Origin of the sequence: Enterococcus gilvus ATCC BAA-350, assembly GCF_000407545.1 — a bacterium.
In the GTDB taxonomy this organism is placed as follows: domain Bacteria; phylum Bacillota; class Bacilli; order Lactobacillales; family Enterococcaceae; genus Enterococcus_A; species Enterococcus_A gilvus.
The window spans coordinates 185,937-212,016 of record NZ_ASWH01000001.1; the positions used below are offsets into that span (position 1 = coordinate 185,937).

At 44.0% G+C, this 26,080-nt stretch carries 20 protein-coding genes; 18 read left to right on the forward strand and 2 right to left on the reverse strand.

The features are described from left to right. Nucleotides 1–118 precede the first annotated feature (118 nt). From yfmF to mprF, 9 genes are all read left to right on the forward strand, one after another. Entirely contained in the window at nucleotides 119–1,381 is a 1,263-nt protein-coding gene (gene yfmF, locus I592_RS00925; RefSeq protein WP_010782104.1) for an EF-P 5-aminopentanol modification-associated protein YfmF, read from the forward strand. Continuing rightward, nucleotides 1,374–2,666 carry an EF-P 5-aminopentanol modification-associated protein YfmH gene (yfmH, locus tag I592_RS00930; protein WP_010782103.1) on the forward strand — a complete coding sequence of 431 codons (1,293 nt, stop codon included), beginning with the start codon at nucleotides 1,374–1,376 and terminating at the stop codon, nucleotides 2,664–2,666. The genes yfmF and yfmH overlap by 8 nt, the downstream gene beginning before the upstream one ends. A 1-nt stretch (nucleotide 2,667) precedes the next feature. Next, a complete protein-coding gene (gene ymfI / locus I592_RS00935) occupies nucleotides 2,668–3,393 on the forward strand; it encodes an elongation factor P 5-aminopentanone reductase (protein ID WP_010782102.1) in 726 nt (241 codons plus the stop codon). 151 nt (nucleotides 3,394–3,544) lie between these two features. After that, the gene (locus I592_RS00940; protein WP_010782101.1) at nucleotides 3,545–4,411 is read left to right on the forward strand and encodes a RodZ domain-containing protein; all 867 of its coding nucleotides are present in this window, start codon (nucleotides 3,545–3,547) and stop codon (nucleotides 4,409–4,411) included. Between the two features lie 34 nt (nucleotides 4,412–4,445). Then, nucleotides 4,446–5,027, forward strand: coding sequence for a CDP-diacylglycerol--glycerol-3-phosphate 3-phosphatidyltransferase (pgsA, locus tag I592_RS00945; RefSeq protein WP_010782100.1), 582 nt, complete (start codon nucleotides 4,446–4,448; stop codon nucleotides 5,025–5,027). A gap of 96 nt (nucleotides 5,028–5,123) precedes the next feature. Then, on the forward strand, nucleotides 5,124–6,371 hold the full coding sequence (locus tag I592_RS00950) for a competence/damage-inducible protein A (protein WP_010782099.1): 1,248 nt from the start codon (nucleotides 5,124–5,126) through the stop codon (nucleotides 6,369–6,371). A 262-nt stretch (nucleotides 6,372–6,633) separates the two neighbouring features. After that, on the forward strand, nucleotides 6,634–7,680 hold the full coding sequence (gene recA, locus I592_RS00955; RefSeq protein WP_010782098.1) for a recombinase RecA: 1,047 nt from the start codon (nucleotides 6,634–6,636) through the stop codon (nucleotides 7,678–7,680). Between the two features lie 256 nt (nucleotides 7,681–7,936). After that, nucleotides 7,937–9,493 (forward strand): ribonuclease Y, encoded by a 1,557-nt coding sequence (rny, locus tag I592_RS00960; RefSeq protein WP_010782097.1) that lies wholly within the window; start codon nucleotides 7,937–7,939, stop codon nucleotides 9,491–9,493. 220 nt (nucleotides 9,494–9,713) lie between these two features. Beyond that, nucleotides 9,714–12,275 carry a bifunctional lysylphosphatidylglycerol flippase/synthetase MprF gene (gene mprF, locus I592_RS00965; protein WP_010782096.1) on the forward strand — a complete coding sequence of 854 codons (2,562 nt, stop codon included), beginning with the start codon at nucleotides 9,714–9,716 and terminating at the stop codon, nucleotides 12,273–12,275. Nucleotides 12,276–12,320: 45 nt separating this feature from the next. On the opposite strand, the gene I592_RS00970 is transcribed toward mprF, so the two are convergent. Then, nucleotides 12,321–12,725, reverse strand: coding sequence for an Hsp20/alpha crystallin family protein (locus tag I592_RS00970; RefSeq protein ID WP_010782095.1), 405 nt, complete (start codon nucleotides 12,723–12,725; stop codon nucleotides 12,321–12,323). 242 nt (nucleotides 12,726–12,967) lie between these two features. Between I592_RS00970 and ispE the strand changes: the two genes are divergently transcribed. The 9 genes from ispE (at nucleotide 12,968) to I592_RS01015 (ending at nucleotide 23,611) form a co-directional block, all read left to right on the forward strand. Further along, on the forward strand, nucleotides 12,968–13,819 hold the full coding sequence (gene ispE, locus I592_RS00975; protein WP_044925958.1) for a 4-(cytidine 5'-diphospho)-2-C-methyl-D-erythritol kinase: 852 nt from the start codon (nucleotides 12,968–12,970) through the stop codon (nucleotides 13,817–13,819). Between the two features lie 238 nt (nucleotides 13,820–14,057). Further along, complete coding sequence (locus I592_RS00980) at nucleotides 14,058–15,023, forward strand: metal ABC transporter substrate-binding protein (protein WP_010782093.1); 966 nt, start codon at nucleotides 14,058–14,060, stop codon at nucleotides 15,021–15,023. 56 nt (nucleotides 15,024–15,079) lie between these two features. After that, a complete protein-coding gene (locus I592_RS00985; RefSeq protein ID WP_010782092.1) occupies nucleotides 15,080–15,760 on the forward strand; it encodes a metal ABC transporter ATP-binding protein in 681 nt (226 codons plus the stop codon). Further along, complete coding sequence (locus tag I592_RS00990; protein ID WP_010782091.1) at nucleotides 15,733–16,563, forward strand: metal ABC transporter permease; 831 nt, start codon at nucleotides 15,733–15,735, stop codon at nucleotides 16,561–16,563. Before I592_RS00985 ends, I592_RS00990 begins: the two co-directional genes overlap by 28 nt. A 239-nt stretch (nucleotides 16,564–16,802) precedes the next feature. Then, complete coding sequence (purR, locus tag I592_RS00995) at nucleotides 16,803–17,621, forward strand: pur operon repressor (RefSeq protein ID WP_010782090.1); 819 nt, start codon at nucleotides 16,803–16,805, stop codon at nucleotides 17,619–17,621. Between the two features lie 233 nt (nucleotides 17,622–17,854). Continuing rightward, a complete protein-coding gene (gene glmU / locus I592_RS01000) occupies nucleotides 17,855–19,222 on the forward strand; it encodes a bifunctional UDP-N-acetylglucosamine diphosphorylase/glucosamine-1-phosphate N-acetyltransferase GlmU (protein WP_010782089.1) in 1,368 nt (455 codons plus the stop codon). Nucleotides 19,223–19,319: 97 nt separating this feature from the next. Further along, a complete protein-coding gene (locus tag I592_RS01005) occupies nucleotides 19,320–20,291 on the forward strand; it encodes a ribose-phosphate diphosphokinase (protein WP_010782088.1) in 972 nt (323 codons plus the stop codon). Nucleotides 20,292–20,460: 169 nt separating this feature from the next. Beyond that, nucleotides 20,461–22,887 carry a hypothetical protein gene (locus tag I592_RS01010; protein ID WP_010782087.1) on the forward strand — a complete coding sequence of 809 codons (2,427 nt, stop codon included), beginning with the start codon at nucleotides 20,461–20,463 and terminating at the stop codon, nucleotides 22,885–22,887. Nucleotides 22,888–22,891: 4 nt separating this feature from the next. Further along, the gene (locus I592_RS01015) at nucleotides 22,892–23,611 is read left to right on the forward strand and encodes an ABC transporter ATP-binding protein (protein WP_010782086.1); all 720 of its coding nucleotides are present in this window, start codon (nucleotides 22,892–22,894) and stop codon (nucleotides 23,609–23,611) included. 868 nt (nucleotides 23,612–24,479) lie between these two features. Here the strand turns inward: I592_RS01015 and I592_RS01020 are convergent. After that, complete coding sequence (locus I592_RS01020; protein ID WP_010782085.1) at nucleotides 24,480–25,982, reverse strand: helix-turn-helix domain-containing protein; 1,503 nt, start codon at nucleotides 25,980–25,982, stop codon at nucleotides 24,480–24,482. Between the last annotated feature and the right edge of the window lie 98 nt (nucleotides 25,983–26,080).

Genomic DNA, 26,080 nt, shown 5'->3' on the forward strand with positions numbered 1-26,080 from the left:
ATCTATTCTGACGCTTGATCTGCTGATTTCAGTGGGCAGGCGAGGTCTATTTAGCTTGAAAATAAAACGCGGCGTTCTTGGAAGCGCCCGTTGATTACGATGGAAAAGGAGCTTTAGAATGATTGAACTTAAAAAAGGCGTGCGTTTGCATGTTCTCTCAACAAAAAAATATAAGACGGTCCAACTGTATGGACGATTTACTACTCGGTTAACGAAAGAAATCATGACGAAGCGTGCACTTTTGGCAAACTTGTTGGAAACCAATTCTTTACGTTATGCTGACCAAACGAAATTAAGCGGGCAGTTGGCGGCACTTTATGGGGCGAGTTTCGGCTTGAGTGTCGGACGCAAAGGCAACCTGCACTGGCTAGATGTTGGTTTAGGTACGGTCAATGGCAACTATGTAGACGATCCGAGTCTCTTGCCAGAAGCCATGGACTTTCTGCGTGAGGTCCTATTTTATCCCAATATTCGTGAAGGCAAATTTGACGAGCAAACCTTTCAATTAGAAAAAGAAAATCTGCAAAGCTACATCGAGAGTCTGCATGAAGACAAACAAACGATGGCCTCTTTGAAGATCAAAGAAACCTATTTTACTGACGAGGCTCAAAAATTGCCAAGCTTTGGCACGGTAGCAGACCTTCAAAAAGAGACGAGTGCCAGTTTGGCCGCCTATTACCATGAGATGATCACCCAAGATCAGGTAGATCTATTTGTGATCGGCGATGTGGACGAGGCGGAGATGGCCGCATTGTTCCAACAACTGCCATTTACGGATCGGGACGAAACGTCACCGGCTATTTATTACTACCAGAACAACGACAATGTGATTCGCGAGCAGCAAATGCAAGAAACGGTCACACAAGGCAAATTAAATCTGGCGTATGGAACAGATGTCTATTACGAAGATACGGATCGGTTTGCGCTGCTGGTCTTCAATGGTCTTTTTGGCGGATTCCCTCATTCGAAGCTGTTTATGAATGTACGGGAGAAGCCCAGCTTGGCGTACTATGCCTCAAGCTCCTTTGATACCTTCCGCGGCTATTTACAGGTGCAAACGGGAATCAACAGCAACGACCGTGACAAGGTGTTGCGTTTGATCAATGAGCAGCTGCTTGAATTGCAAGCGGGGAACTTTACAGATTTGGCCTTCCAACAAACAAAAGCCATGCTGAAAAATCACTATTTATTAGGATTAGACAGTATGCAGCATACGATCGAGACAACTTACTTGGCGCAATGGCTGCCGAAAAGTAAACTAACAGACGAAGAATGGTTAGGGCGTTTGACCGCGGTGACACCGGAAGATGTCCAAAAAGTCGCGAAGAATATTCGTCTGCAAGCCATCTTCTTTTTAGATGGAGGACAGCAGAATGGATAAATTAACCTATCAAAAAATCAATGAAACACTGTATAAAGAAGTGTTGCCGAATGGGTTGACCGTTTATTTGTTGCCGAAAACGGGCTATCACAAAACGTACGGCTTATTCAGCACCAATTATGGGTCGATCGACAATGAATTTATTCCCCGCGGCGGGACAGACTATGTCAAGGTTCCTGACGGGATCGCGCACTTTTTAGAGCACAAAATGTTTGAAAAAGAAGACGGCGACGTTTTCCAAAAATTTGGCGAACAGGGTGCATCCGCAAATGCGTTTACCAGCTTCACGCGTACCAGCTACCTGTTTTCAACAACGGATCAATTGGAATTGAATTTACGGACGTTGCTGGATTTTGTTCAAGCACCGTATTTCACGGAGGAGTCTGTGCAAAAAGAACAAGGCATCATTGGACAGGAAATCCAAATGTATCAAGATGACCCTAGCTGGCAGCAGTTTTTCGCTATTTTGAAGAATATGTATCCAAAGCACCCGCTGCACATTGATATCGCAGGTACGATCGATTCGATCGCAGAGATCACAGCGGAAGATTTGTATACTTGCTACAATACCTTTTATCATCCAAGCAACATGACATTGTTCGTTGTCGGAAATTTGGAGCCGGAAGCGTTGATGACCGTCATTCGGGAGAATCAAGCGGCGAAGACGTTTGACACACCGGAACCGATCCAACGTCGTTTCCCACAAGAAAAACCAGAGGAGATCATCAAACACAGCGAAGAAAAAATGCCTATTATGATACCAAAGGCGATCGTCGGGGTCAAAGGTCTTTCCGAATTGCCGGAGGACGACAAAGAGCGGTTGATTTTCAAGGTTTCAGCAGAGCTGCTGTTTCAAATGCTGGTCGGGGCGACCTCGCAAAATTATTTGCGGCTGTACAATGAAGGGCTATTGGATGATAGCTTCGGCTATGAATTTTCATTGGATCGCAGTTTCTATTTTGCTGATTTCGGCGGCGATAGTGAAGAGCCAGAAACATTGGCTGATCGATTGACAGAGATCTTGCTGCATTTCGACAGTGATCCGGAAGTGAGTGAAGAGAACCTGATGCTGTTGAAGAAAAAAATGCTGGGTAAATATTTCCAATCGTTAAACTCATTGGAGTATGTAGCCAACCAATTCACACAGTCGTTGTTTGGCGAATGGACGTTATTCGACATGCCGGAAATTATTCAAGAGATTGAATTGACCGATGTGCTTGAGGCCGGAAGATTCTTTATCAAGGAAGAGGCCTTCACACGCTTTTATATGGAGAAGGAGGCATAAAATGCCTTACGCTTTAGTGATGGGGGCCAGCGGGGATATTGGCCAAGCCGTCTGCGAAAAATTAGCGGGGCAAGGCTGGTCCCTGTATTGCCACTTTAATCAGCAAAAAGAAAAAGTCTTAAATTTCGTTTCAGACTTACAGAAACGTTATCCTCAGCAAGATTTTTTTATGGTATCCTTAGACATGTTGAGGGAAGCGGAAATCCCCAACTTTCTAGACCAATTATTCCAAGTAGACGGGATTGTTTTTGCTTCTGGTTTTACTTTTTACGAGTTGCTGCCAGAGACAAAAGCAGATCAAATGGAGGCCTTATGGCAGGTCCATTTGAAGACACCGCTGCTTTTACTACAAGGGTTACAGGAGAAATTAGCGAAGAGCAAAAGAGGTCGTGTCGTGTTTATCGGGTCGGTTTACGGCCATCGCGGCAGTAGTATGGAGACCGTTTATAGTGCTGTGAAAGGCGCGCAGGAGGCCTTCGCGAAAGCTTATGCGAAGGAAGTTGCGACGCTGGGCATCACAGTGAATGTTGTTGCTCCCGGGGCTGTCCAAACGAGGATGAACGAAAATTGGGACCTGCAGGAAATCGCAGAATTAACGTCTGAGATCCCTTTAGGACGACTCGCCGACCCAAGTGAAATCGCAGCCGCCTGTACCTACTTGTTTTCTAAAGAAGCCAGCTATACCACCGGCATTGTATTACCTATTGCTGGCGGCTGGATGGAATAAGAAGCGGAACGATGCTCGTTCTGTAATGGCAATAGGATGTCCAATCTACTCTTGGCTTCAGCCGGGTTTAGTAGAAGGATAAACGTGTTAAGAATCGGAAATAGTTTTTCTAAAATTATTCCATAATTACGAAATAGGAGTAGAGAATCAAGTGGCTAGTATTAATATTGGAGAAACGCTACGCAAAGCACGTATCGATAAAAAAATCAGTTTAGATGAATTGCAGCAGCGCACAAAGATCCAAAAGCGTTATTTGCTGGCAATTGAAGAGAATGACTTTCAAGAATTGCCTAGTGACTATTATTTGCGGACGTTTATTCGACAATATGCTGATGAGGTGAAACTTGACGGCAATCATTTGATCGATGTGCTGGATGGCAAGGATCGACCGTTGCCGACGTATCCTGAACTGGAGACGGTGGATGGGCTGAGAAAAAATAAACATGCGGAAAGTCCTACGCGCGCCCGCTTCAGAGCAACATTGCCAATGCTTATTTTGGGATTGGTGGCGGTGGCGATCATTTCTGTGGTCGGTTATATGACTTGGCTGGATCATCAAGAAACGGCAATCATTCCAGAAAATAGTTCCGTTCAAGTCGAACGCTCAGATGTTTCCTCCTCGTCCGCAGAAAAAGTGTCGTCGTCACAGCCAAAACCAACGACGGAATCATCGAAGAAGCCAGAAAAACCAAAAATGGCGTTTGCGATGGAAAACAACACGGCTAATGCCGCGACGATGAAAGTAGATCACGCTGAAAAACCACTAAAAATCACCTTTACTGGTACAGAGCGTGTGTGGGTCGGAGTCCAGATCAATGGTGCTTTGACGTATCAATACACGTTGCAAAAGGGAGAATCGCAAACGACAGAATTGCCTGCGGATGCTGCGCAGGCTGTCATCACTGTTGGTATGGCAAAATATGCGGAAGTCAAAGTCAATGATCAGGCGCTTGATTTCCAACCAGGAGATTCATTGTTGCAAAAAAATGTGACACTGAATATTGCCTATGCGTCTTAGTGTGGTCGTTAATCAGAATTAGGAGGAATCAACAATGAATTTACCCAATAAATTGACCGTTCTCAGGATCTTTATGATCCCGATATTTATGATTATCGTCTTGGCTCCATGGGATTGGGGAACGTTGCAAGTAGGGAATACAAGTCTTGCAGTCACGCAGCTAGTAGGTGCCATCATCTTTGCAGTAGCCAGCTACACGGATCATCTGGATGGTAAGATCGCCCGAGCGCGAGGACTGGTGACGAACTTTGGAAAATTTGCTGACCCGTTGGCAGACAAGATGCTGGTTATGACCGCTTTTATCATCTTGGTTGAACAAGGAAAAGCCCCAGCATGGGTGATCGCCATCATCGTTTGTCGGGAATTGGCAGTCACAGGGCTGCGCCTTTTGATTGTAGAGCAAGGCGGCGGTGTCATGGCAGCAGCGATGCCCGGAAAAATCAAGACCGCTACTCAAATGGTCGGGATCGTACTGCTTTACTTAAACAATGTACCTTTTAATTTCATCGGGATTCCGATGGATCAAATCATGTTGTATGTCTGCTTATTCTTCACCGTTTATTCAGGATACGACTACTTTGCAAAAAATACGGCGCTATTTAAAGGCTCAATGTAATAAAAACGGTCAGGACGGTATGAAAATCTATCGTTCTGATCGTTTTTTCTGTTATAGTTGAGAAAAAATGGCGTATCTTAGAAAGAAGAGGAAGAAATGAGAGCAGAGATCATTGCGGTAGGAACAGAACTTTTGTTAGGACAAGTCGTAAATACGAATGCGACGTTCTTGTCAGAAAAATTAGCGGATATGGGGGTGGAAGTCTATTTTCATACAGTCGTTGGAGACAATCCAACACGTTTAGAAGAATTGCTTCAATTAGCAGACACTCGCAGCGAGCTGATTCTTTTGTGCGGCGGCTTAGGACCGACCGATGATGACTTGACCAAGAATGTCTTAGCCGATCATGTTGGGGTACCGTTGGTTCAAAATCAAGCAGGATTAGATGCTTTGAATGCTTTCTTTGCGCAACGTCAAGGGACAATGACGCCTAACAACCTGCGTCAGATCGAGACATTGCAGGATGGGATTCCGTTGCCGAATCGTACAGGGTTGGCGATTGGCTGTCTGTACAAAGGTGAAAAGAACAATTACATTTTATTGCCTGGACCACCGAGTGAATTGAAGCCGATGTTCTTGGAGCAAGCGCGCCCATTACTGGAAAAGGAATTTCCAACGACGGAAAAGCTGACCTCTCGAGTATTGCGGTTCTTTGGGATCGGGGAATCAAAATTGGTGACGGAATTAGCAGAAATGATCGAACACCAGTCGAATCCAACGATCGCTCCTTATGCGAAACCCAATGAGGTCACCTTGCGAATCACTGCAAAGACCGAGGATGAGCGCTCAGCCAATGCGTTATTGGACCAAGCAGAAGCAGAAGTCATGGCTAAGGTCGGCGCCTTCTTCTACGGATACGGGGAAGAGAATAGTTTGGTCGAAGTCGTTGTGGACCTGCTTAAGGCACAGCAGTTAAGTATTACGGCGGCGGAAAGTCTAACTGCGGGAGAATTCCAAGCGACTCTGGGGACGATTCCAGGCGTTTCTGAGGTATTTCCGGGAGGCTTTGTGACCTATTCTGAAAAAACAAAAGCCAGCTTCTTAGGCATTGATCCAGCGTTATTAGAACGTGTAGGGGTCGTTAGCGAAGCGTGCGCCAGAGAGATGGCGGAAGCCGCACGGCGCTTAGCAGACACAGATTTTGCCTTATCCTTTACAGGTGTTGCGGGTCCAGATGAATTAGAAGGACAACCTAAAGGTACCGTCTATATCGCATTGGCACAAAGAAATGGCGACACGCTTGTCAGTGAAAATCACTTTGCTCGAGATCGAGACTATGTCCGCCACAGTTCCGTGATGAAGGGCTTAGACATGTTGCGACGAGCAATTCTAAACAAAAATTAAAAATGCGAATGTTTGTTCGTTTTTTGCTTGCTTTTTTGATTTCAAACCGATAAACTAGGGATATTGAAAAAGCAAAATGTGTCGAACGTATGATTAGTTGAGCGCTGTCTTCCCGAGTAAGAAGCACAAAAACGGGTGTTAAGAAGGAGGGGGAACTGCTCCAATCGAATCCCCAGCAGCGCAGTGAATGGATGTACATCAGGACCATCAAAATTATTTTTCTGAAAATAACTATTAAAATAGGAATTAGGAGGATCAGCTATTGGCTAATGATCGCAAGGCAGCTTTAGATGCTGCAATGAAGAAGATTGAAAAGAATTACGGAAAAGGTTCGATCATGAAATTAGGTGAGAAGGTCGACCAAAAAATCTCAACGATTCCAAGCGGCTCTTTGGCATTGGACGTGGCGTTAGGTGTGGGTGGTTACCCTCGCGGCCGGATCGTCGAAGTATACGGACCAGAAAGTTCTGGTAAAACAACGGTTGCATTGCACGCAATCGCAGAAGTTCAAAAACACGGCGGAACGGCTGCCTTCATTGATGCCGAACACGCATTAGATCCTCAATACGCACAGCGTTTGGGTGTGAATATCGATGAATTGCTGCTTTCACAACCAGATACAGGGGAACAAGGATTAGAAATTGCGGATGCGCTGGTCTCAAGTGGCGCTGTCGACATCATTGTAATTGACTCCGTGGCAGCATTAGTGCCTCGGGCTGAGATCGATGGTGAAATGGGTGACGCACACGTTGGGCTGCAAGCTCGTTTGATGTCGCAAGCGTTGCGTAAATTATCGGGTTCAATCAACAAAACCAAAACGATCGCCGTATTCATCAACCAAATCCGTGAAAAAGTGGGCGTGATGTTCGGGAATCCAGAAGTGACTCCTGGTGGACGGGCATTGAAATTCTACGCGACGGTTCGTTTAGAAGTGCGTCGTGCGGAACAATTGAAAAACGGGACGGACATCGTCGGGAACCGCACAAAAATCAAAGTTGTAAAAAACAAAGTGGCTCCGCCATTTAAAGTTGCCGAAGTCGACATCATGTACGGTTTAGGGATCTCACAAGAAGGTGAGTTGCTAGACATGGCTGTTGAACAGGACATCATCGACAAGAGCGGTGCTTGGTACGGCTATAAAGAGGACCGTATCGGACAAGGGCGTGAAAACGCCAAGAAATATTTGGCTGATCATCCAGAAATGATGGCTGAAGTTGCGACACGTGTGCGTGCAGCATACGGGATCGGTGAGGAAGGCGAATCGGTCGAAGACGAGGCTGGACAAGAAGAATTGCCATTGGAAGAATAAAAAACGAAATGACACTAATGACCAGACATTTTTTGTACGGTCATTAGTGTTTTTTTTACGATTGATTCCACATAAATCAAAGCGCTTTATTATCGAGTCTGACAAAAGAGAAATAAAGTTGACACGCTATCAGACAAACATTAGAATAAAGTTGTGTGACACTCACACATATGCAAGTAGGCATATTGATAATATTAGACATTCGTTTATCAAAAAACTACAGATAGGTAAATAAGATAGTACGGAGGTGGATTTAATGTTAGTTCCTATTCTCCTCGCTATCATCGGTTTAATTGTCGGTCTTGGTTTGGGTTTCATGGCAGCGAAAGCACGTCATGAAAAAGAAATTGATGGGGCACAAAACACAGCTAGAGGGATCATTACGCATGCGAATAAAGAAGCGGAGACCTTAAAGAAAGAAGCTTTGTTGGAAGCCAAGGAAGAAAACCAGCAGTATCGCGCACAAGTTGAAAGTGAGTTGAAAGAAAGCAGACAAGAACTAAAATCGCAAGAAAATCGCTTGCTTCAAAGAGAACAGACTTTAGATCGTAAAGACGATTCTTTAGAGAAGCGTGAGCACTCACTGGAAGAAAAAGAAACAAAGATCAGTGCTAGACAGCAATTAATTGACGAGCGAGAAAAAGATGTAGAACAACTGATTAATGAACAACAAACAAAACTGGAACAAGTTGCTTCTTTAACGAAAGATGAAGCAAAAGAAATTATTATGAAGACGACAGAAGAGGAATTGAACCACGAGTTAACAGTAATGGTCAAGGAATCTGAGCAACGAGCGAAAGAAGAAGCCGATCGCAAAGCGAAAAATCTTTTAGCGATGGCGATTCAACGTTGCGGCGCTGACGCTGTTTCTGAAACGACGGTTTCGGTCGTTACGTTGCCGAACGATGAGATGAAAGGTCGCATCATTGGACGCGAAGGCCGTAATATCCGGACATTGGAAACATTGACGGGGATCGATTTGATTATCGATGATACGCCTGAAGCAGTCGTGTTGTCTGGTTTTGATCCAATCAGACGGGAAATTGCCCGGATGACGTTAGAGAAATTGATTCAAGATGGTCGGATTCATCCAGCTCGGATTGAAGAAATGGTTGAAAAATCACGTAAGGAAATGGATGAACGTATTCGTGAATACGGGGAACAGGCAGCCTTTGAAGTGGGCGCCCACACCTTGCATCCAGATTTGATCAAGATCTTAGGCCGTTTGCATTTCCGTACCAGCTATGGTCAAAACGTGTTGAATCACTCAATTGAAGTAGCCAAATTAACCGGTGTATTGGCCGCAGAACTTGGCGAAAATGTTCAATTGGCGCAACGCGCAGGATTGCTTCATGATATTGGGAAGGCACTGGATCACGAGATCGAAGGGTCTCACGTGGAAATCGGTGCGGAACTTGCCGCGAAATATCGTGAAAATCCAGTAGTGATCAATGCGATCGCCTCTCACCACGGAGACACAGAAGCGACATCTGTCATTTCTGTTTTAGTCGCCGCTGCCGATGCAGTATCTGCTGCTCGACCAGGTGCACGAAGCGAATCATTGGAAAACTATATTCGTCGTTTAGAAAACTTAGAAAATATTTCAAACAGTTTTGATGGTGTAGAATCAAGCTTCGCAGTCCAAGCAGGACGTGAAGTTCGTGTCATGGTCAAACCAGAAGAGATCTCTGATTTGGATTCTGTTCGTTTGGTTCGCGACATTCGCCGCAGAATCGAAGACGAATTGGATTACCCAGGACATATCAAAGTTGTGGTTATTCGTGAGACACGAGCAACCGATTATGCAAAATAGCAAAAAGCCTCATTTTTGAGGCTTTTTCTTATGGTCAAAATTCGTTTGACTGTTTTATTTGTGGGCATTTACGCCGCCTTCACATAAAAAGTGGGCGGTTTATTTCAAAAAATAAATAACAAATTATTTTTTTAATGTCCCCATTCTTCTAAAAGGATAGCTTCATAACAAGAATTCATTTAAAATAGAGTACAAGAAAAGAAAGAATGGGTGTAGAAGGATGACGACTATCAGTCGCTGGTTCAAACGACATGCTACGTTACTTAAAATCATCTTCTTTGGGATCGTCTTATTTTTCGTAGCAAATCAAGTGAAAAATATTGCCCATGGAATGAGCTGGCAAACGGTTTGGCAAACAATCAAAGAACAAGATCAACTAACATTATTAAGCATGTTAGGTATTGGACTGTGCGGAGTCCTGCCTATGCTCTTATACGATCATGTGGCTATCACGACTCTCGAAGCAACGGGGCGGCCGCGAATGAACCGCAAAGAGTGGTTCGTGTCTGCATGGACCACGAATACGATCAATAACTTGGCAGGCTTTGGCGGGGTCGTCGGAGTGAGCCTAAGGTCAAGCTTCTATGGCAAGGGGATGGAAAAGAAAAAGGTCCTAGCGGTGATCTCCAAGATCGCGCTCTTTATGTTGGCGGGACTTTCGATCATGGCCCTCATCACCTCGCTGGATCTGATTTTCCTAAGAACAGAGAATGCTTTTGTTCGCTATCGCTTTTGGCTGCTTGCGGGCGGGGCGTTTGCGCCGCTGCTTTTCGGCTTTGTCTATGGACGTCGGCGAACGATTTTTAAAGAATTTCGAGTAAAACAGATTTTTGAATTGTATCTAGCGTCTTTGGGGCAATGGCTGGGGGCTTTGGCAGTCTTCTTACTCGTGGGTTATCTGATGGGGGTACGCATCGCGATCGGGGAAGTTTACCCGATGTTTGTGATCGCTACTGGCTTAGGGATGCTGACGATGGTTCCGGGAGGTGCAGGAACCTTTGACGTGATGATGATCTTAGGTCTGGGGCATTTGGGACTGGATCAAAGCACGGCGGTCGTGTGGATCTTGTTTTACCGGATCTTTTATTATTTGGTTCCGTTTCTCACAGGGATCGTTCTCTTTTTGACCAATACCAGTGTTAAAATGAATCGCTATTTTGATAATCTGCCACGTGTTCTTTCGCAAAAAATCGCGCATGTTGTCATGGTAACGGCGGTGTATTTTGCCGGAATAATGATGATTCTATTGTCGACACTGACCAATCTCTCCAACATCAATCGCTTGTTTCAGGTGTTGCTGCCTTTTTCATTCGATTTTCTAGATCAAACGTTGAATCTGCTGGTCGGCTTTTTACTCTTAGGCTTTGCGCGAGGCATCTCGCAAAAGGTCAAGCGTGCTTTCTGGCCGACGATCTTGCTATTGATTTTTGGCATCGTCAATACGGTAGCACGGACAGCCTCGATTCGACTGATCGTTGTTTACGTAGTGATTTTGCTGATTGTTTGGATGTCTCGGAAAGAGTTTTACAAGGAACGTTTTGTTTATTCTTGGGGCGCCTTGCTGTTTGACGGGATTTTGTTCGGCCTGTTGTTTATTTTCTACGCAGTAGCAGGCTATCACAGTGGGCAGCTTTGGAGCACCGAACGCTTGTCGACGAAGTATTTTGCCTTTCCTTCAGGGGATATTTGGTTCTCGGGGCTGATCGGCTTGATTCTATCGATCTTGTGTTTGGCGATTTTGTACCACTATTTAACACAAAGTGAGACAAAATTAGGTGTTGCCTGGGATGAAAAACGATTCAATTATTTAATCAACCGGTATGGCGGCACACCTGCTAGTCACTACTTGCGCGTTTCAGGGTATCAGTATTTTTATTATCAGGAAAATGGCAATGATCAAATTATTTTCGGCTTTCAAACCCGGGCGAATAAGTGTTTTGTGTTAGGTGATCCTGTGGGGAATCCTGAAAAATGGCAGGCCGCGACGTTTGCGTTTATGGAGCACGCGGATCGATTGGGCTACCAGTTGGCGTTTTATAAGATCTCTGAAGAATACGTGCTGCTTTTGCATGACCTTGGCTTCCATTTTGATAAGATCGGCGAAACAGGTGTGACGGACTTTACGCGGCACAAGCTAGATGTTTTCTCGGATCGCTTTGAATTCAAACGGTTGACCAATGAGGGGTACCAGTTCATTTACTTTGAAAAGCTGCCGGAAGAAGTTTTCGATGAGTTAGAGGAAATTTCTGATGAATGGTTAAATGGAGAAAAAGAGAAATGCTTCTCCGTTGGACGTTTTGACCGCAGTTATATCAAAACAAGCAATGTAGGGATCGCACGTGATCCGCAAAACCGGGTCGTCGGCTTCATTACTGAACAGCCGATCAACGGTGCACAGGCTTCCTTTGATCTTTTGCGTTTCCGAAATGACGTACCGAATGAGCTGCCGACGTTCTTGAAGCTGCATTTGATGGATGAGCTGAAAAAACAAGGCTACACAGAAGTCTATCAAGGCATGGCTCCGTTAGCAAAAGTGGGCGAGACGTCCTTTGCCTTTTTAGGAGAGCGGATCATGAATTTGATTTATAAATACGGTCACTCGATTTACGCCTTCCAACAGGTAGCAGAGGAAAAAAATGTCTACGTGGATCAATGGCGCCCAAGGTATTTTGCCTACATGAAAGACAGCAGCTTCCTGTTTTCCGCCTTGCAATTATTATTTTTGATCGGTAGAGGAAAGAATAAGGGTGCTACGATCTCAGAAGAAATGATCGAAGTATAAAAATACGAGCCGCGAAAGCGCGCTCGTATTTTTTGTATGCAGAAATTAATCGATCGTGATCGCTTTGCCTTTTTTCTCTTCGTAGTTTTCTTTCGGCAAGGTCAACGTCAGGACCCCATTTTCAAAGGTCGCACGGATCTCTTCGTCGGCGATGTCCGGGACAGCGAATTGGCGATGGTACGCACTAGTGGCACGTTCTCTGCGAACAAAACGACCATCATCCTTCACTTCGTTTTCGGTAGAATGTTCTGCGTCGATTGAAAGAATGTCATTGTTGTAATGAATCGCTATTTCTGATTTCTCAAAACCAGGGAGATCCGCTTTTACTTCATAGTGGTCATCCATGTCGCGAATATCCACACTCATTTTGCGATCATCCCAAAAGGTGTTCACCAGTTTGCCAACCAAATCTTCTCCATCCAACCAGTCATTTTTCGGTAATAGATTCATACAGTATTCCTCCTCATTTGTCATAGCCTTGTTTCATACGGCAATCGAACGTGTGCTAAAAATCTGGAACATGTCGCGGATAATCCTCTTGTTGAGTTTTGAAAGTAGCTCCTTCTTTCATGGTAAAGCCTCAGGTGAAAATATTCAACTTATTTAAAGCGCCTATGCTAGAATGAATTATCTATACATTTACTATGGGCTATGATAGAATCGTCTAGTGAAAAATTTGAACGGGTGAGAAAATGGAGATTATGGAGAAGGCCCCAGCGAAGATCAATTTGGGCCTCGATATTTTAGGCAAACGACCGGATGGCTTGCATGAATTGGCGATGGTCATGGCAAGTATTGATCTAGCGGATCGTTTGTATTTGGAAGAGATTCCCGAAAATAAAATTATCATTGAGACCAATAAGGCTTTTTTACCCACGGATAAAAAGAACCACGTTTATGAAGCGCTGGAGCTGGTCAAAGAGCGTTTTAACATAGATAAAGGACTGCGGGTCAAAATCCATAAGGAAATTCCAGTAGCGGCTGGTTTAGGTGGCGGATCAACGGATTCGGCGGCGGCTTTGCGAGCGGTCAATCGCCTTTGGAACTTGGGGCTCTCAATTGAGGAATTAGCGGCTCTTGGAGCAGAAGTTGGGTCCGACGTGCCTTATTGCGTGTATGGGCAGACTTCTTTAGTAGAAGGATTTGGTGAAAAGGTGACCCCGATCGCACCAATGCCTCAATGCTGGGTAGTGGTGGTCAAGCCGCGAATGAGCGTTTCGACGCGTACGATTTTTGCCAAGATCGTCATGGAGGATCTGTATCATCCAGACATCGAGGCGCTGGTATCTGCCATTGAAGAAAATGATTATCAGAAAATGACTGAGAATCTAGGCAATTCGATGGAGGTTGTAACCATCAAAAAGCATCCGGTGATCCAACAATTAAAAGATCGAATGCTGAAGTATGGTGCCGACGCGGCGATGATGAGCGGCAGCGGCCCAACGGTCTATGCACTATGTCATAAATATTCGCGGGCCAAGCATGTGTTGAATGCATTAAAAGGGTTTTGCGACGAAGTGTATCTCGTTCGCACGCTGAAGTAGATCCTCAGGGGTCTATTTTTTTTGGCTTCTTCTCGATAAGCAAGGATTAAATAACGGGAAATCACAAATGAACCGGATACAGGTGTCCTTTTTCATATGAACAAAACCTCATTTGTATTACGGTTTATCAGCGTTTTTATGTAGTAAATCGTAAATTTTACGATTTGTGTTGACGGATAGAAAAACATTTGGTAAATTGATTCTTGTCTTAAAAAGTAAAGAGAAGGTGTTTCAATAGATGAAGATGCAAAAAGGACTACTTTTATTAGGAACTGTGGTACTATCAATTTTGCTGACTGCATGCGGCAGTCAAGAGAAAAAAGAAGCGTCATCAGAAGGAAAACTGCAAGTCATGACGACGTTCTATCCAATGTATGAATTTACGAAGCAGGTCGTAGGAAATAAAGGCGAGGTGGAATTGTTGATCCCCGCCGGTACAGAACCCCATGACTTTGAGCCGTCAGCGAAAGATTTGGCTAAGATCTCTGATTCAGATGTATTTGTTTACAACAGCCCAGAATTGGAAACGTGGACGAAGAACCTGACAGATACGGTCGATACGAAGAAGACTGAAATTATCCAAGCGTCGAAGGACATCAAACTGATGGAAGGGACAGCGCATGACCATGAAGATACACACGATCATGACTCCGACGAGCACGACGAACATGGGCATTCCCATGATCTAGATCCCCATGTCTGGCTGGACCCAGCGTTAGCGATCAAAGAAGTGGAAACGATCCGCGATCAGTTAAGTAAAAAATACCCAGAGGACAAAGCAGCTTTTGAGAAAAATGCCTCTAAGTATATCGAAGAATTGAAAGCCTTAGATGCAGACTATCAGTCCGCATTCAAAGAGGCGAAAAACAAAACATTCGTGACACAACACGCGGCTTTTGGCTACTTGGCCAATCAGTATGGGCTGACGCAAGAAGCCATCGCTGGAATTTCTCCAGACCAAGAACCGTCTCCGAGCCGCTTGAGTGAATTGAAACATTATGTAGAGGATCATGACGTCAAGGTCATCTATTTTGAAGAAAATGCCTCTTCAAAAGTGGCAGAAACCTTATCCAAAGAGACCGGTGTGAAGCTGGAAGTCTTGAATCCGCTGGAAAGCTTGACGGACAAACAACTCAAAAACGGGGAAAATTACGTTTCTGTCATGAGAGAGAACTTAGAGGCATTAAAAGAAAGTATTAAATAGAAGCTTTCCGTTTTTTTGGAAAAGCGAGTCATTTATAGGAAAAAGGGGCGAAAAAAATGTCGTATATCCAGGTAGAAGATCTTTCATTTTATTATGACAACGAACCGGTATTGGAAAACGTTTCTTACCATGTAGACCCCGGTGAGTTTGTCATTTTAACTGGAGAAAATGGTGCCGCAAAATCGACATTGATCAAAGCGACATTGGGGTTGTTAAAACCCAGCAGTGGAAAAGTAACCATTGCGAAAAAAAATTCCCAAGGGAAAAAATTGAGTATCGGCTATATTCCGCAACAGGTCGCTTCCTTCAACGCAGGATTTCCCAGCACTGTTTTGGAATTAGTAGAATCCGGGCGTTATCCGCAAGGAAAATGGTTTAAAAAACTCTCTCCTCGAGATCACGAGCATGTGCAAAAGGCACTAGAATCCGTCGATATGTGGAATATGCGCCACAAAAAAGTCGGAGAATTGTCTGGTGGGCAAAAACAGCGCATCAGCTTGGCGCGTTTGTTCGCTAAAAATCCCGATTTGCTGATTTTGGATGAACCGACTACGGGAATGGATGAGAAATCGCGCAATGCTTTTTATGAATTGCTGCGCCACAGCGCCCACGCGCATGGCAAAAGCATTCTTATGATCACCCACGATCATGAAGATACAAAAAAATACATGGATCGTCATATTCGATTGGTGCGAAAGGAGAATTCAAAATGGCGTTGCTTTCATATGAGTTCATGAGACGGGCTTTTCTAGCCGCGATCTTTATTGCAGGAATTGCCCCAATGCTGGGTGTCTTCCTAGTCATTCGCCGCCAATCACTGATGGCAGATACCCTGTCTCATGTTTCGTTGGCAGGTGTCGCCTTAGGGTTCTTCTTGAATTTGAACCCGACCGGGACGACCTTGTTAGTCGTAGTCGTCGCAGCGATCATCATGGAGTATTTGCAAAATATGTACAGCTCCTATTCGGAAATATCGATTGCGATTTTAATGGCGGCTGGTTTGGCAGTAGCCTTAGTATTGATGAGTCTGGCTCCGGGGAGTTCGGCAGTCAGCATACAGTCGTATCTGTTTGGTTCGATCGTTACGATCACTTGGCAGCAAGTCGTCTTTTTAGGGATTTTATTTGTGTTGGTAGGTATTTTGTTCCTATTATTCAAACGTCCGATGTACGTGTTGACCTTCGACGAAGACATCGCCGCAGTGGATGGGTTGCCTGTCCGCATGATGTCCATGATCTTTAATGTGGTCACAGGCGTAGCCATTGCCATAATGATCCCTATCGCAGGGGCGCTGCTGATCTCGGCGATCATGGTGCTGCCAGCCGCGATCGGGATGCGCGTCGGCAAAAGCTTTAATATCGTGATTTTCGTCAGTGTCTTCGTCGGCTTTATAGGAATGATCGGCGGATTGACGGGTTCGTACTATTTAGACACACCGCCGGGCGCAACGATTACACTGGGCTTCATCTTATTGTTCCTAATCGTTAACGGGATTCGCCAATTCCGAATCATGATTCAACGTAGACAGGTTCAAAAGTAGAGGAAAGCGAAAGCTTTTCCTCTTTTTTTGCGCAATAATTAATAAATTCCGAACTTTTCGACTTTAAAACAAGAAAATGCTCGAATTTTATTCGCTAAACCCTTATAATGAGAAACGATAAATCAGAAAAGACGATCAAATGCGTGCTATTCGTTTTCTATGAACAGATAGACGCTCAAAATCAAGTATTATTTTCCGGTTGAAAAATAGGACATTAAATTGAAATAGGAGTGAATTACGTGAAAGTACGTCGAAGTGAACGATTAATCGACATGACACAATATTTGTTGGATCATCCCCATGACTTGATTCCACTAACATTTTTTGCAGCTAGATATGGTTCGGCCAAATCATCGATCAGTGAAGATTTAGCCATCGTAAAGAAAACATTCAAAGAACGAGGAACCGGCTTTTTAGAAACGATCCCTGGTGCTGCGGGCGGTGTTGTCTTCACGCCAAGTATCACAGACGAAGAAGCACAAGAATATATCGAATCTTTGGCGGAACGTCTGTCAGAAGAAGACCGTTTATTACCTGGCGGCTATGTTTATTTGTCCGATATGCTGGGGCAGCCTGACTTGCTTCGCAAAGTAGGACGGATCATCGCAGCGCAATATTTAGACAAAAATGTGGATGCCGTCATGACGGTTGCCACAAAAGGGGTACCGATCGCGCAGGCTGTTTCCTACTACTTGAACGCGCCATTTGTCATCGTTCGCCGTGACTCAAAGATTACGGAAGGTTCAACCGTCAGTGTGAATTATGTTTCAGGTTCTTCAGAGCGAATCGAGAAAATGGAACTGTCAAAACGCAGCTTGAAACGCGGATCAAAAGTTTTGATCGTGGATGACTTCATGAAGGGCGGCGGGACCGTTAACGGAATGAAGAGCCTGATCGAAGAATTTGAAGCGGAGCTTGTGGGTATTACCGTTTTTGCAGAATCGAAGTTCAAAGGTGAACGCGCCATCGATGATTACAATTCATTGTTGTTCGTCCAAGATGTCGATACGAGTACGAAAACCATTACGGTCGTACCGGGAAATTGCTTCGATAACTAAAATATAGAAGTGCTATGCTGAGTGGACTCCCTTTATTTTTTAATGGATGGAGTCTAACGGGCTAGCCTTTTTTGCGTCTGGCTAGTAAAATGGTAGAAGCGCGGAAAATGACGGATCGACGAAAGACCGCAAATGGAAGGAAAACGTGTTTTTGTTTGTTGTTGCACGGTCTGTCTCGTTAGAAACTTCCCAAAATATAAAAAACAGTTTAAACGAATAAGGAGTGACTTCTTTTGGAAAATCGTTACGCGATTATTTTAGCAGCGGGTAAAGGAACTCGCATGAAATCAAAATTATACAAAGTCCTGCATCCTGTTGCAGGAAAACCAATGGTTGAACATATTATCGAGCGGGTGGTAGAGACCCAACCAACAGAGATCGTGACCATCGTGGGACACGGTGCGGAAATGGTCAAGGAACAATTAGGCGACCGCAGTGAATACGCGCTGCAGGCGGAACAATTAGGAACCGGCCATGCTGTGATGCAAGCAGCCGAATTCTTAAAAGGAAAAAAAGGTACAACCTTGGTCATCAGTGGCGATACGCCGCTGCTTACGACCCAAACCTTAAACAATTTGTTTGACTATCACCAAGGCAAGAAGGCCAGTGCGACGATCCTGACCGCTCATGCCGACGATCCGACCGGCTATGGCCGTATTTTACGTGACCATGTCGGCATTGTAGAGAAAATCGTTGAACAAAAAGATGCCACTCCAGAAGAAGCGCGGACGCAAGAAATCAATACAGGAACCTACTGTTTTGACAATGAACAACTGTTTGCGGCACTGGAAAAAATCGGAACGAACAATGCACAGGGAGAATATTACCTGACGGATATCGTTGAGATCTTAAAAAACGAAGATCAAACAGTGGCCGCTTACCAAACGGAAGACTTCGAGGAGTCTTTAGGGGTAAACGACCGCATTGCATTAGCCAATGCTAATGAAAGTATGCGCCGCCGCATCAACCGTCAACATATGGTCAATGGCGTAACGTTTATTGATCCGGCAACGACGTACATTGATGCAGGAATCGAGATCGGTTCTGATACGATCATCGAACCCGGCGTGCAGATTCAAGGAAACACAGTGATCGGTTCAGACTGTGTCATCGGTGCACATTCAAAAATCGTTGATAGCACGGTTGAAGACAATGTTGAGATCAAAGCATCTGTTTTAGAAGAATGCATCGTGCGAAAAAATGCAGATGTAGGTCCAAATGCTCACTTACGGCCACAAGCGGATATTGGGGAAAATGCCCATATCGGGAATTATGTGGAGATCAAAAAAGCAACGATCGGTGAAAATACGAAGGTCGGTCATTTGACGTACGTAGGCGACGCGACACTCGGAAAAGATATCAATGTGGGCTGCGGCGTTGTTTTTGTCAACTATGACGGCAAAAATAAACACCATACCCATGTCGGCGACCATGTCTTCATCGGTTCAGGTACCAATATCATCGCGCCTGTCACGATCGCTGACAACAGTGCGACCGCGGCCGGTTCAACGATCACGAATGATATCGCTGAAGGTGACATGGCCATCGCCCGTGCACGTCAAGTGAACAAAGAAGGGTATGCAAATCATCTGCCATTTTAAGGAAAATCTCTTGATTTCTTAAAAGGAAATGACTAGTATTTTATTTGAAATGGTATATAATCGGTAGCGTACGTTTAAAAAGAAAGTGGAGGTCCCCATGTCGAAACATTATTTTGATCCAAGATTGAAAATTTTTGCTTTGAATTCAAATCGTCCCCTAGCTGAGAAAATCGCTGAAGAAGTTGGTGTTGAACTCGGAAAAAGTTCCGTTACCCAATTTAGCGATGGTGAGATTCAAGTAAACATTGAAGAAAGTATTCGTGGCTGTCATGTCTATGTCGTTCAGTCAACAAGTAGTCCGGTAAATGATAACTTGATGGAATTGTTGATTATGATCGATGCCTTGAAACGGGCGAGTGCAAAAACAATCAACGTCGTAATGCCTTATTATGGTTATGCCCGTCAGGATCGTAAAGCACGTGCACGGGAACCAATTACTGCCAAACTTGTAGCCAACATGATCGAAAAAGCTGGCGCAACACGTCTGTTGACGCTAGATCTGCATGCGTCTCAAATCCAAGGATTCTTTGATATTCCTGTGGATCACTTAATGGGTGCACCATTGATCGCGGATTACTTTTTAGAAAAAGGAATCTACGGCGATGATGTCGTGGTTGTTTCACCTGACCATGGCGGGGTAACACGCGCACGTAAATTAGCAGAGTTCTTGAAGGCGCCGATCGCGATCATCGACAAACGTCGTCCGAAAGCAAACGTCGCTGAAGTCATGAATATTATCGGGAAAGTCGATGGCAAAACGTGTGTCATCATCGATGATATGATCGATACCGCAGGGACGATCACACTTGCAGCGAATGCGCTGAAAGAAGCGGGAGCTAAACAAGTGTATGCGTCATGTACACACCCTGTTTTATCTGGTCCGGCAATGCAGCGTATCCAAGATTCAGCGATCGAGCATTTAGTCGTAACTGATTCGATCTACTTATCTGAAGAACGTAAAATCGACAAGATCGATGAAATCAGTGTGGGTGTATTGATGGGGGATGCAATCAAACGTATCCACGAAAACAAACCAGTTAGCCCATTGTTTGAAACACATAAAAAATAAAGTTGTTGAACTAGATACTCTATAAAAGGGTATCTAGTTTTTTTGTGCGTTCAATTGCCGGGTGTCTTTTTTTTATCACTTGTAAGAAATTTGGACAAGCGCTTTCACCTGAGTGTTCTTCTGATATGATAGTAAGTAGAAGGACGTAGCAGAGAGGACGGAGGCACATATGCAAAAGTGGATGGATCGTATTTCTATGGTCGTTGGCTACGGTGTAGTCATCATTGCTTTATTTTTTAAACTTATTGGCGGAACAGGTCAACGGTATAGCGTGATCGAAGTCTGGGTTCGCAGTTTGTTGAGTGGTCATTTTCTGCACTTTTGGCAAACCGCTTTTCCCGCAGGAGTCGGTCTTTTAGTAGGATCTGGTTTCTTTTTGGTCTTAGTTCTTCTATACGGACTCGACGCACTGCTGATTACTCGTCACCGCCACGTTTCCTTCGTGCAATCAGCAAAAGCAGCTTGGTTGTACTTTACGATGTTTTTCTATTTTATTTTTATTCAATTTTATGCCAGCAGTATGTGGTTGGTCCTTTTTTTGATTTTGTGTGCGTTGGAATTTCTACTGAATCGGTACCTTGAGGACAAAGTTGAACGGGACCGAAAGTATGCAGAAGCGCAAAAAGTTGAAAAAGCCTATTTGAAAGAACGGAAGCGGCGGCTGGCTTTTCCGGGAAGCTACCCACCGGTGGTGCATCAGATTATTCGTAAAAATATCCGCTTTTACTATAAGGACTATCTGCTGTTGGTTTTATCGAATGCGCTAGTGTTTTTCGTAGTGCGCCTGCTTTTTTTCACGTATCACGAATTTAGCAGCGGACACAGCATGGAGACTCTCTTTGATCGAACGGGCCTTCTTCGGATCATGATTGAATCCGGTGGGGTCTTACTCCTGTTGCTGTTCTTGTTTTTGAGTTTTATGGACGGTTTATTTATTGATTTTAAGGCGAAGCATATGGAGCTGCTGATCCAACTGGGGATTCGGAAAAAGACATTTCTTCTTCTGCTGCTGGAGGAGTTTGGTCTTTGTGGATTACTGGGAATCGGATTGGGGAGTATCGTCAGCTTGTTGATAACTCGGGGCGGGGAAGGCTTTGGTTGGGCCGTGTTGTTATCCACAGGGCTGTGGATAGTTGCGATGGCTGTGCATCAAGAAAAGATTTTACGGCTGATCCAGTTTCAACCACGAGAGCGGCGAGGCCCCGATCAACCTAGCGGACGTTGGTTACCCGTATTCCTGACGCTTGGTCTGCTTTTTTTAGCAGTGACTTTTTGGTGGTTTCATCGTCGAAAATCAGCGGAGACGTTGCTAGTGATCGGGCCTCTGACGGTCGCACTATTTCTGCTGTTTTACAGTGCAGGGGGCGCATACGTCAAACGTAAGTGTAAGAAACGAGTGTTTCTGCTCTCTCGAAACGATCTTTTCTATCGTTTCCGCAGGAGCCTCCATGTTTTTGTGCTAACCACACTTTTGCAGTTGTTGATAGTGGGCTTCTTTTTGCCGCGTTTGATCACCCTTCAATTGACCACGGTGGCTTCTTTATTTCCCTATGACGTCGTCGCAAAAGTCAAACAGCCGGAAGTAAAAAAGGTAGAACGAGCGTTGAAACAGGAACACGCGCAGTGGACAACGTATCCCTATGTGCCGGTCACATCTGTGGATGGCGATCCTGAGTGGGAATTTTTCGGGACTTCACGACCAGTGATGTTCATTCAAGGACAGCATATCGGGATTTCAGAAGCAACCTATCAACAGCTTCGTCAGATGAATCACTTGGGGCAGCATCCTTTGGGATTAAAAAAGGGGCAGTGGCATGTCGTTTATCAGCAGGCAATCAGTATTCGTGGACAACCGATTGACTGGGACCCTCAAAGCGCCCGTCCGCGTTTGCGAATCGGGACGCCTTTAGAAAGCTACAATACTGCCAATGTCGATCAGATTTTTCCAATGCGCCAAATCAAGAGTCAGGAGCGTCTGCTATTAACCGGGATGTTTCAACGGGGCTTGCAAGAAAATATTCTTGTGTTCGCCGATGAGGAATTTGCGGAATTCGCTAAAATGGAGACTCCTCGCCAGTTATTTTTGATCACTGGGGATCAAGCCGTCGGCACGTCGCTGCATTTTTTGAATCAGCAGTACGCGGAGGATAAACGTTGGGACGCAGCGATCGAACCTGTGTATGAGAAGGTTCAACGAAAACGAAACGTAGTCACTGAAAATCAGTTGCATGTTTTATTGTTGTTGTTTACCTTGTTCGTTTGCCTGTTCATCAGTGTCGGGATACTTGCAGCAAAATTTGAAAGTGATCACGACGATCTGCTTGCGCGCAGGCGATTGTTGGATCAATTAGGGATGCGTCAGAAGGAACAGCGGAAACTAATAAAAGAGCAAGTTGGACTTTTCCTGCTCGTCCCCATACTTGTCGGGTTAGTAATCAGTTTGGGCTTTATTTGGATCATGGGCACGCTGCGTTTCTTTGCGATAGATGAATGGCAGCAATTTACCCGTCTTTTTCTAATAGACTATAGTCTGTATTTGTTTTGTTGGGCGTTGACGGCGGTCTTTCTTTATCGTCGAATTGAAAAGTGGAGGTAACTAGATGGAACCGATCATTGAAGCGGTAGCAATCAAGAAGAATTATGGGCAGCAGAACGTATTAAGAGGGATTGATCTGACGATTCTTCCTGGGGATTTCCTGTGTATCATGGGGCGCTCCGGGTGCGGGAAGACGACCTTACTGAAAATAATAGGCCTAATGCATCCTCCGACCAGAGGAGAAGTTGCCTTCGAATCCAGATGGACGCAGTCGCTTTTTCCAGATGAGCTCTCGGATATTCGCAGGAGAAAAATCGGTTTTGTGTTTCAGGAGTTTAACTTGATGGAGAGTATCAGTGTAAAGGAAAATATTCTTTTGCCAGCGATTTTGGATAAACAGGACATCACGAAAGCAGAAGAACGAATGGCGCCATTTTTTCAACTGTTGCGGATCGAGCAGCTCTTGGACAAGCTGCCGCAGGAATTATCTGTTGGAGAAAAGCAGCTAGCGGCGATTTGCAGAGCACTGATAAATGAACCGCAAATTATTTTAGCCGATGAACCAACAGGAAATTTAGACAGCAATGCCGGAGCAGAAGTCATTAATATTTTTAAACGAATCAATCAAGAACTAGGCATCACGATCGTCATGATCACCCACGACAGTAAAGTCGCGCAGGCGGCTAAAGAGGTGCTTTTTTTGAAGGATGGAAAAATTTATGACCGTCTGGTAAATGGTGTGGGGTCTGAAACACAAATATCGGAGAAAATGTTAGAAGTTTAATAGGAATATAAAGAAAAGAAGTGTCCGTTCAATCGGAGACTTCTTTTTTGCTGCGTCTAAAAATAAGGATTGGACCGGGTCCGTTATGGCTAATATTGGCGACAATCCTACGCTTTTTGAGCCCCAACCAGCAGAGAAAATGCGAATGAAACGCATGAAATCACCGCCATATTCTAGAGACAAAAAAAGAGCTCATCGGTGGGTGGCCGATGAGCAAAGGAGTTAAAAAATGAAAAAGTGTTAGGGTTGTTTGTTGGTATGCTTATATAATAGCAACTAGTTGTGAATTATTTGTGAATGAAGATTGGCAGAAAATCAAAAAAAGTAGGTCTAAAAATATTTGTTTTTTTCTTATTATAAAAAAAGGAGCTCATCGGTGGGTGGCCGATGAGCAAAGGAGTTAAAAAATGAAAAAGTGTTAGGGTTGTTTGTTGGTATACTTATATAATAGCAAGGAGATGTGAAAAAAGTGTGAACGGGGATTGTTTGAAAATTAAAAATTTTATAAAGAATATGGTTATTAATTAACTTGACAAGTATTTTTAATCTTATTTTTATAAAAAAAGAGCTCATCGGTGGGTGGCCGATGAGCAAAGGAGTTAAAAAATGAAAAAGTGTTAGGGTTGTTTGTTGGTATGCTTATATATTAGCAAGTAGTTATGAATAAAATGTGATAAAAGACTAGAGAAACAATTAATTTTAGCGAAAATAAATCTTTCTAACTAGTATAAACAAGAGTGTACTTACTTTTTCTTTTGAAACAAGAAGGCTTTTTAGCAGGGAGCACTCACTTCAAAAGACAAAAAAAGCCGAAAAGGAGGTGGGCTTCCTAGAAAGCGCTCCTTTTCGGCTTGAGAATGGCACGAGCTTATTCGTATACTCGGTTCTTTTTGTCGTAAATATTTCGCAGCTCTAAATAAAGCGGGACAAGTTCATTCTTAGTATAAGGGAAATCCAGTTGGTACAATTGAATATTTGGTTTTTCCTTTTTCAACAAGGAAGAAGAACTGATGATCAGATCATAATCGTCTTTCAAGGACACGTCGTAAGGCTCGGCATCAATGAAGCGCAGATCTTCCAAGAAACGGTACAAGTCGCGAACGAAAATTGCATTGTGCTCTAACGCGATCCCTACTTTTAAATTATGCGCATAAGGAAACTGATTAAAGTAAGGCAATAATAAGCGCTTGAAGGCACGTGTGATCATTGGATGGATCGAACTGATAAAGCTGTAAGAAGGATTCTCTTTAGCTAATTGCATGAAATTTTGGATGTTTTGGAATAAAATGTATTCGCCTCGTGTTTGCTTCGCTTCTGGGTCCAGCACCAATTCAATAATGCTAGGAAACGGCTGACGGAAAATAAAGTAGCCGAACGTGATGTTCAGCATATTTGCCACAACCAAAGGGTCATCCATAATTTCCGGACGATCTGGGAACAATGCCTTTTTGGCAAAGGTACAGAACTCCATAACAAAATCATTGACCGGATTTGGACGAGCATCGAAGTCATGGATCGTCTGTTTCATGCTTTGATCGTCTCGAATCGTATAGAAGGGTGAGTAGTGCGCCAAGAAATAAATAAAACTGGATTCACCTTTCAATTGACGGGTCGTCATGGGAACATCTACTAATTCCCGTAAGGACGTAAAATCATAGTAAGGATTGTCCTTCATCAAGAAATTATAGCGAGGATCGTATTTGACGAACTTTTTATTGCTGACACGGATCATGTTGATGCTGGTGAATAGCTTGATCTCCTGATTGCCGAAATAAGTGCGTGACAGAGGGAAATAGTCCTTGTACGTATCCATGATCTTCGCCAATTGATGCTGGTCGACATCTAACGGGCATTCAATTCCGCGAGTTCCAAGCCATAAAAGGTCGAATAACGCTAAACGAATCAAGCGTTCATCACCGGACATGCCGGCTTCTGTGTATGTAAAGCGAATATTGAAGCGTTTCAAGTGTTTTTTAAGTTTGTCGATCTTCCGGGAAACGGTGGAGCGGCTCACAAAATATTTTTCACAAAATTGTTCAATTGTTGGATTTTCTTCATTCAAGAAGTATAAGATGAACTGGAATGGGACGGCCTGTTGCAACAAGTGGTAACGATACTCATCGATCGTAGCATTTAAGTTTTCTAAATTCACTTTGCCGGCGCGCATCATGATCGTTTCATGGTTGGGCCGAATCTCCGCTAATTCTTGATCTATTTCATTTAATTCAATCACACTTTGCTGGTAGTTTAAATCTAAATCTTCTGACAATTGACTGATTGCTAACACTTGCTTGGTGGACTGATTTAAATATTTAAAAATATTAAAACGTAAGAGGAGCGACGCATCAAACATAAGTTCCTCATATAACATCTGTTTTCCTCCTTTATTAAATTAGGCGATTAATCTGAATTTTTTTAAGCATATTTCTTTTATATTGTACTTTATTTACATAAACCTGTCAGTTATTA

Excerpts from the sequence above, each read along its gene's own strand:
- yfmF (WP_010782104.1), top strand. The coding sequence starts at position 119 with ATGATTGAACTTAAAAAAGGCGTGCGTTTGCATGTTCTCTCAACAAAA.
- yfmH (WP_010782103.1), top strand. The coding sequence starts at position 1,374 with ATGGATAAATTAACCTATCAAAAAATCAATGAAACACTGTATAAAGAA.
- ymfI (WP_010782102.1), top strand. The coding sequence starts at position 2,668 with ATGCCTTACGCTTTAGTGATGGGGGCCAGCGGGGATATTGGCCAAGCC.
- pgsA (WP_010782100.1), top strand. The coding sequence starts at position 4,446 with ATGAATTTACCCAATAAATTGACCGTTCTCAGGATCTTTATGATCCCG.
- I592_RS00950 (WP_010782099.1), top strand. The coding sequence starts at position 5,124 with ATGAGAGCAGAGATCATTGCGGTAGGAACAGAACTTTTGTTAGGACAA.
- rny (WP_010782097.1), top strand. The coding sequence starts at position 7,937 with ATGTTAGTTCCTATTCTCCTCGCTATCATCGGTTTAATTGTCGGTCTT.
- mprF (WP_010782096.1), top strand. The coding sequence starts at position 9,714 with ATGACGACTATCAGTCGCTGGTTCAAACGACATGCTACGTTACTTAAA.
- I592_RS00970 (WP_010782095.1), bottom strand. The coding sequence starts at position 12,725 with ATGAATCTATTACCGAAAAATGACTGGTTGGATGGAGAAGATTTGGTT.
- ispE (WP_044925958.1), top strand. The coding sequence starts at position 12,968 with ATGGAGATTATGGAGAAGGCCCCAGCGAAGATCAATTTGGGCCTCGAT.
- I592_RS00980 (WP_010782093.1), top strand. The coding sequence starts at position 14,058 with ATGAAGATGCAAAAAGGACTACTTTTATTAGGAACTGTGGTACTATCA.
- I592_RS00985 (WP_010782092.1), top strand. The coding sequence starts at position 15,080 with ATGTCGTATATCCAGGTAGAAGATCTTTCATTTTATTATGACAACGAA.
- I592_RS00990 (WP_010782091.1), top strand. The coding sequence starts at position 15,733 with ATGGCGTTGCTTTCATATGAGTTCATGAGACGGGCTTTTCTAGCCGCG.
- I592_RS01005 (WP_010782088.1), top strand. The coding sequence starts at position 19,320 with ATGTCGAAACATTATTTTGATCCAAGATTGAAAATTTTTGCTTTGAAT.
- I592_RS01010 (WP_010782087.1), top strand. The coding sequence starts at position 20,461 with ATGCAAAAGTGGATGGATCGTATTTCTATGGTCGTTGGCTACGGTGTA.
- I592_RS01015 (WP_010782086.1), top strand. The coding sequence starts at position 22,892 with ATGGAACCGATCATTGAAGCGGTAGCAATCAAGAAGAATTATGGGCAG.
- I592_RS01020 (WP_010782085.1), bottom strand. The coding sequence starts at position 25,982 with ATGTTATATGAGGAACTTATGTTTGATGCGTCGCTCCTCTTACGTTTT.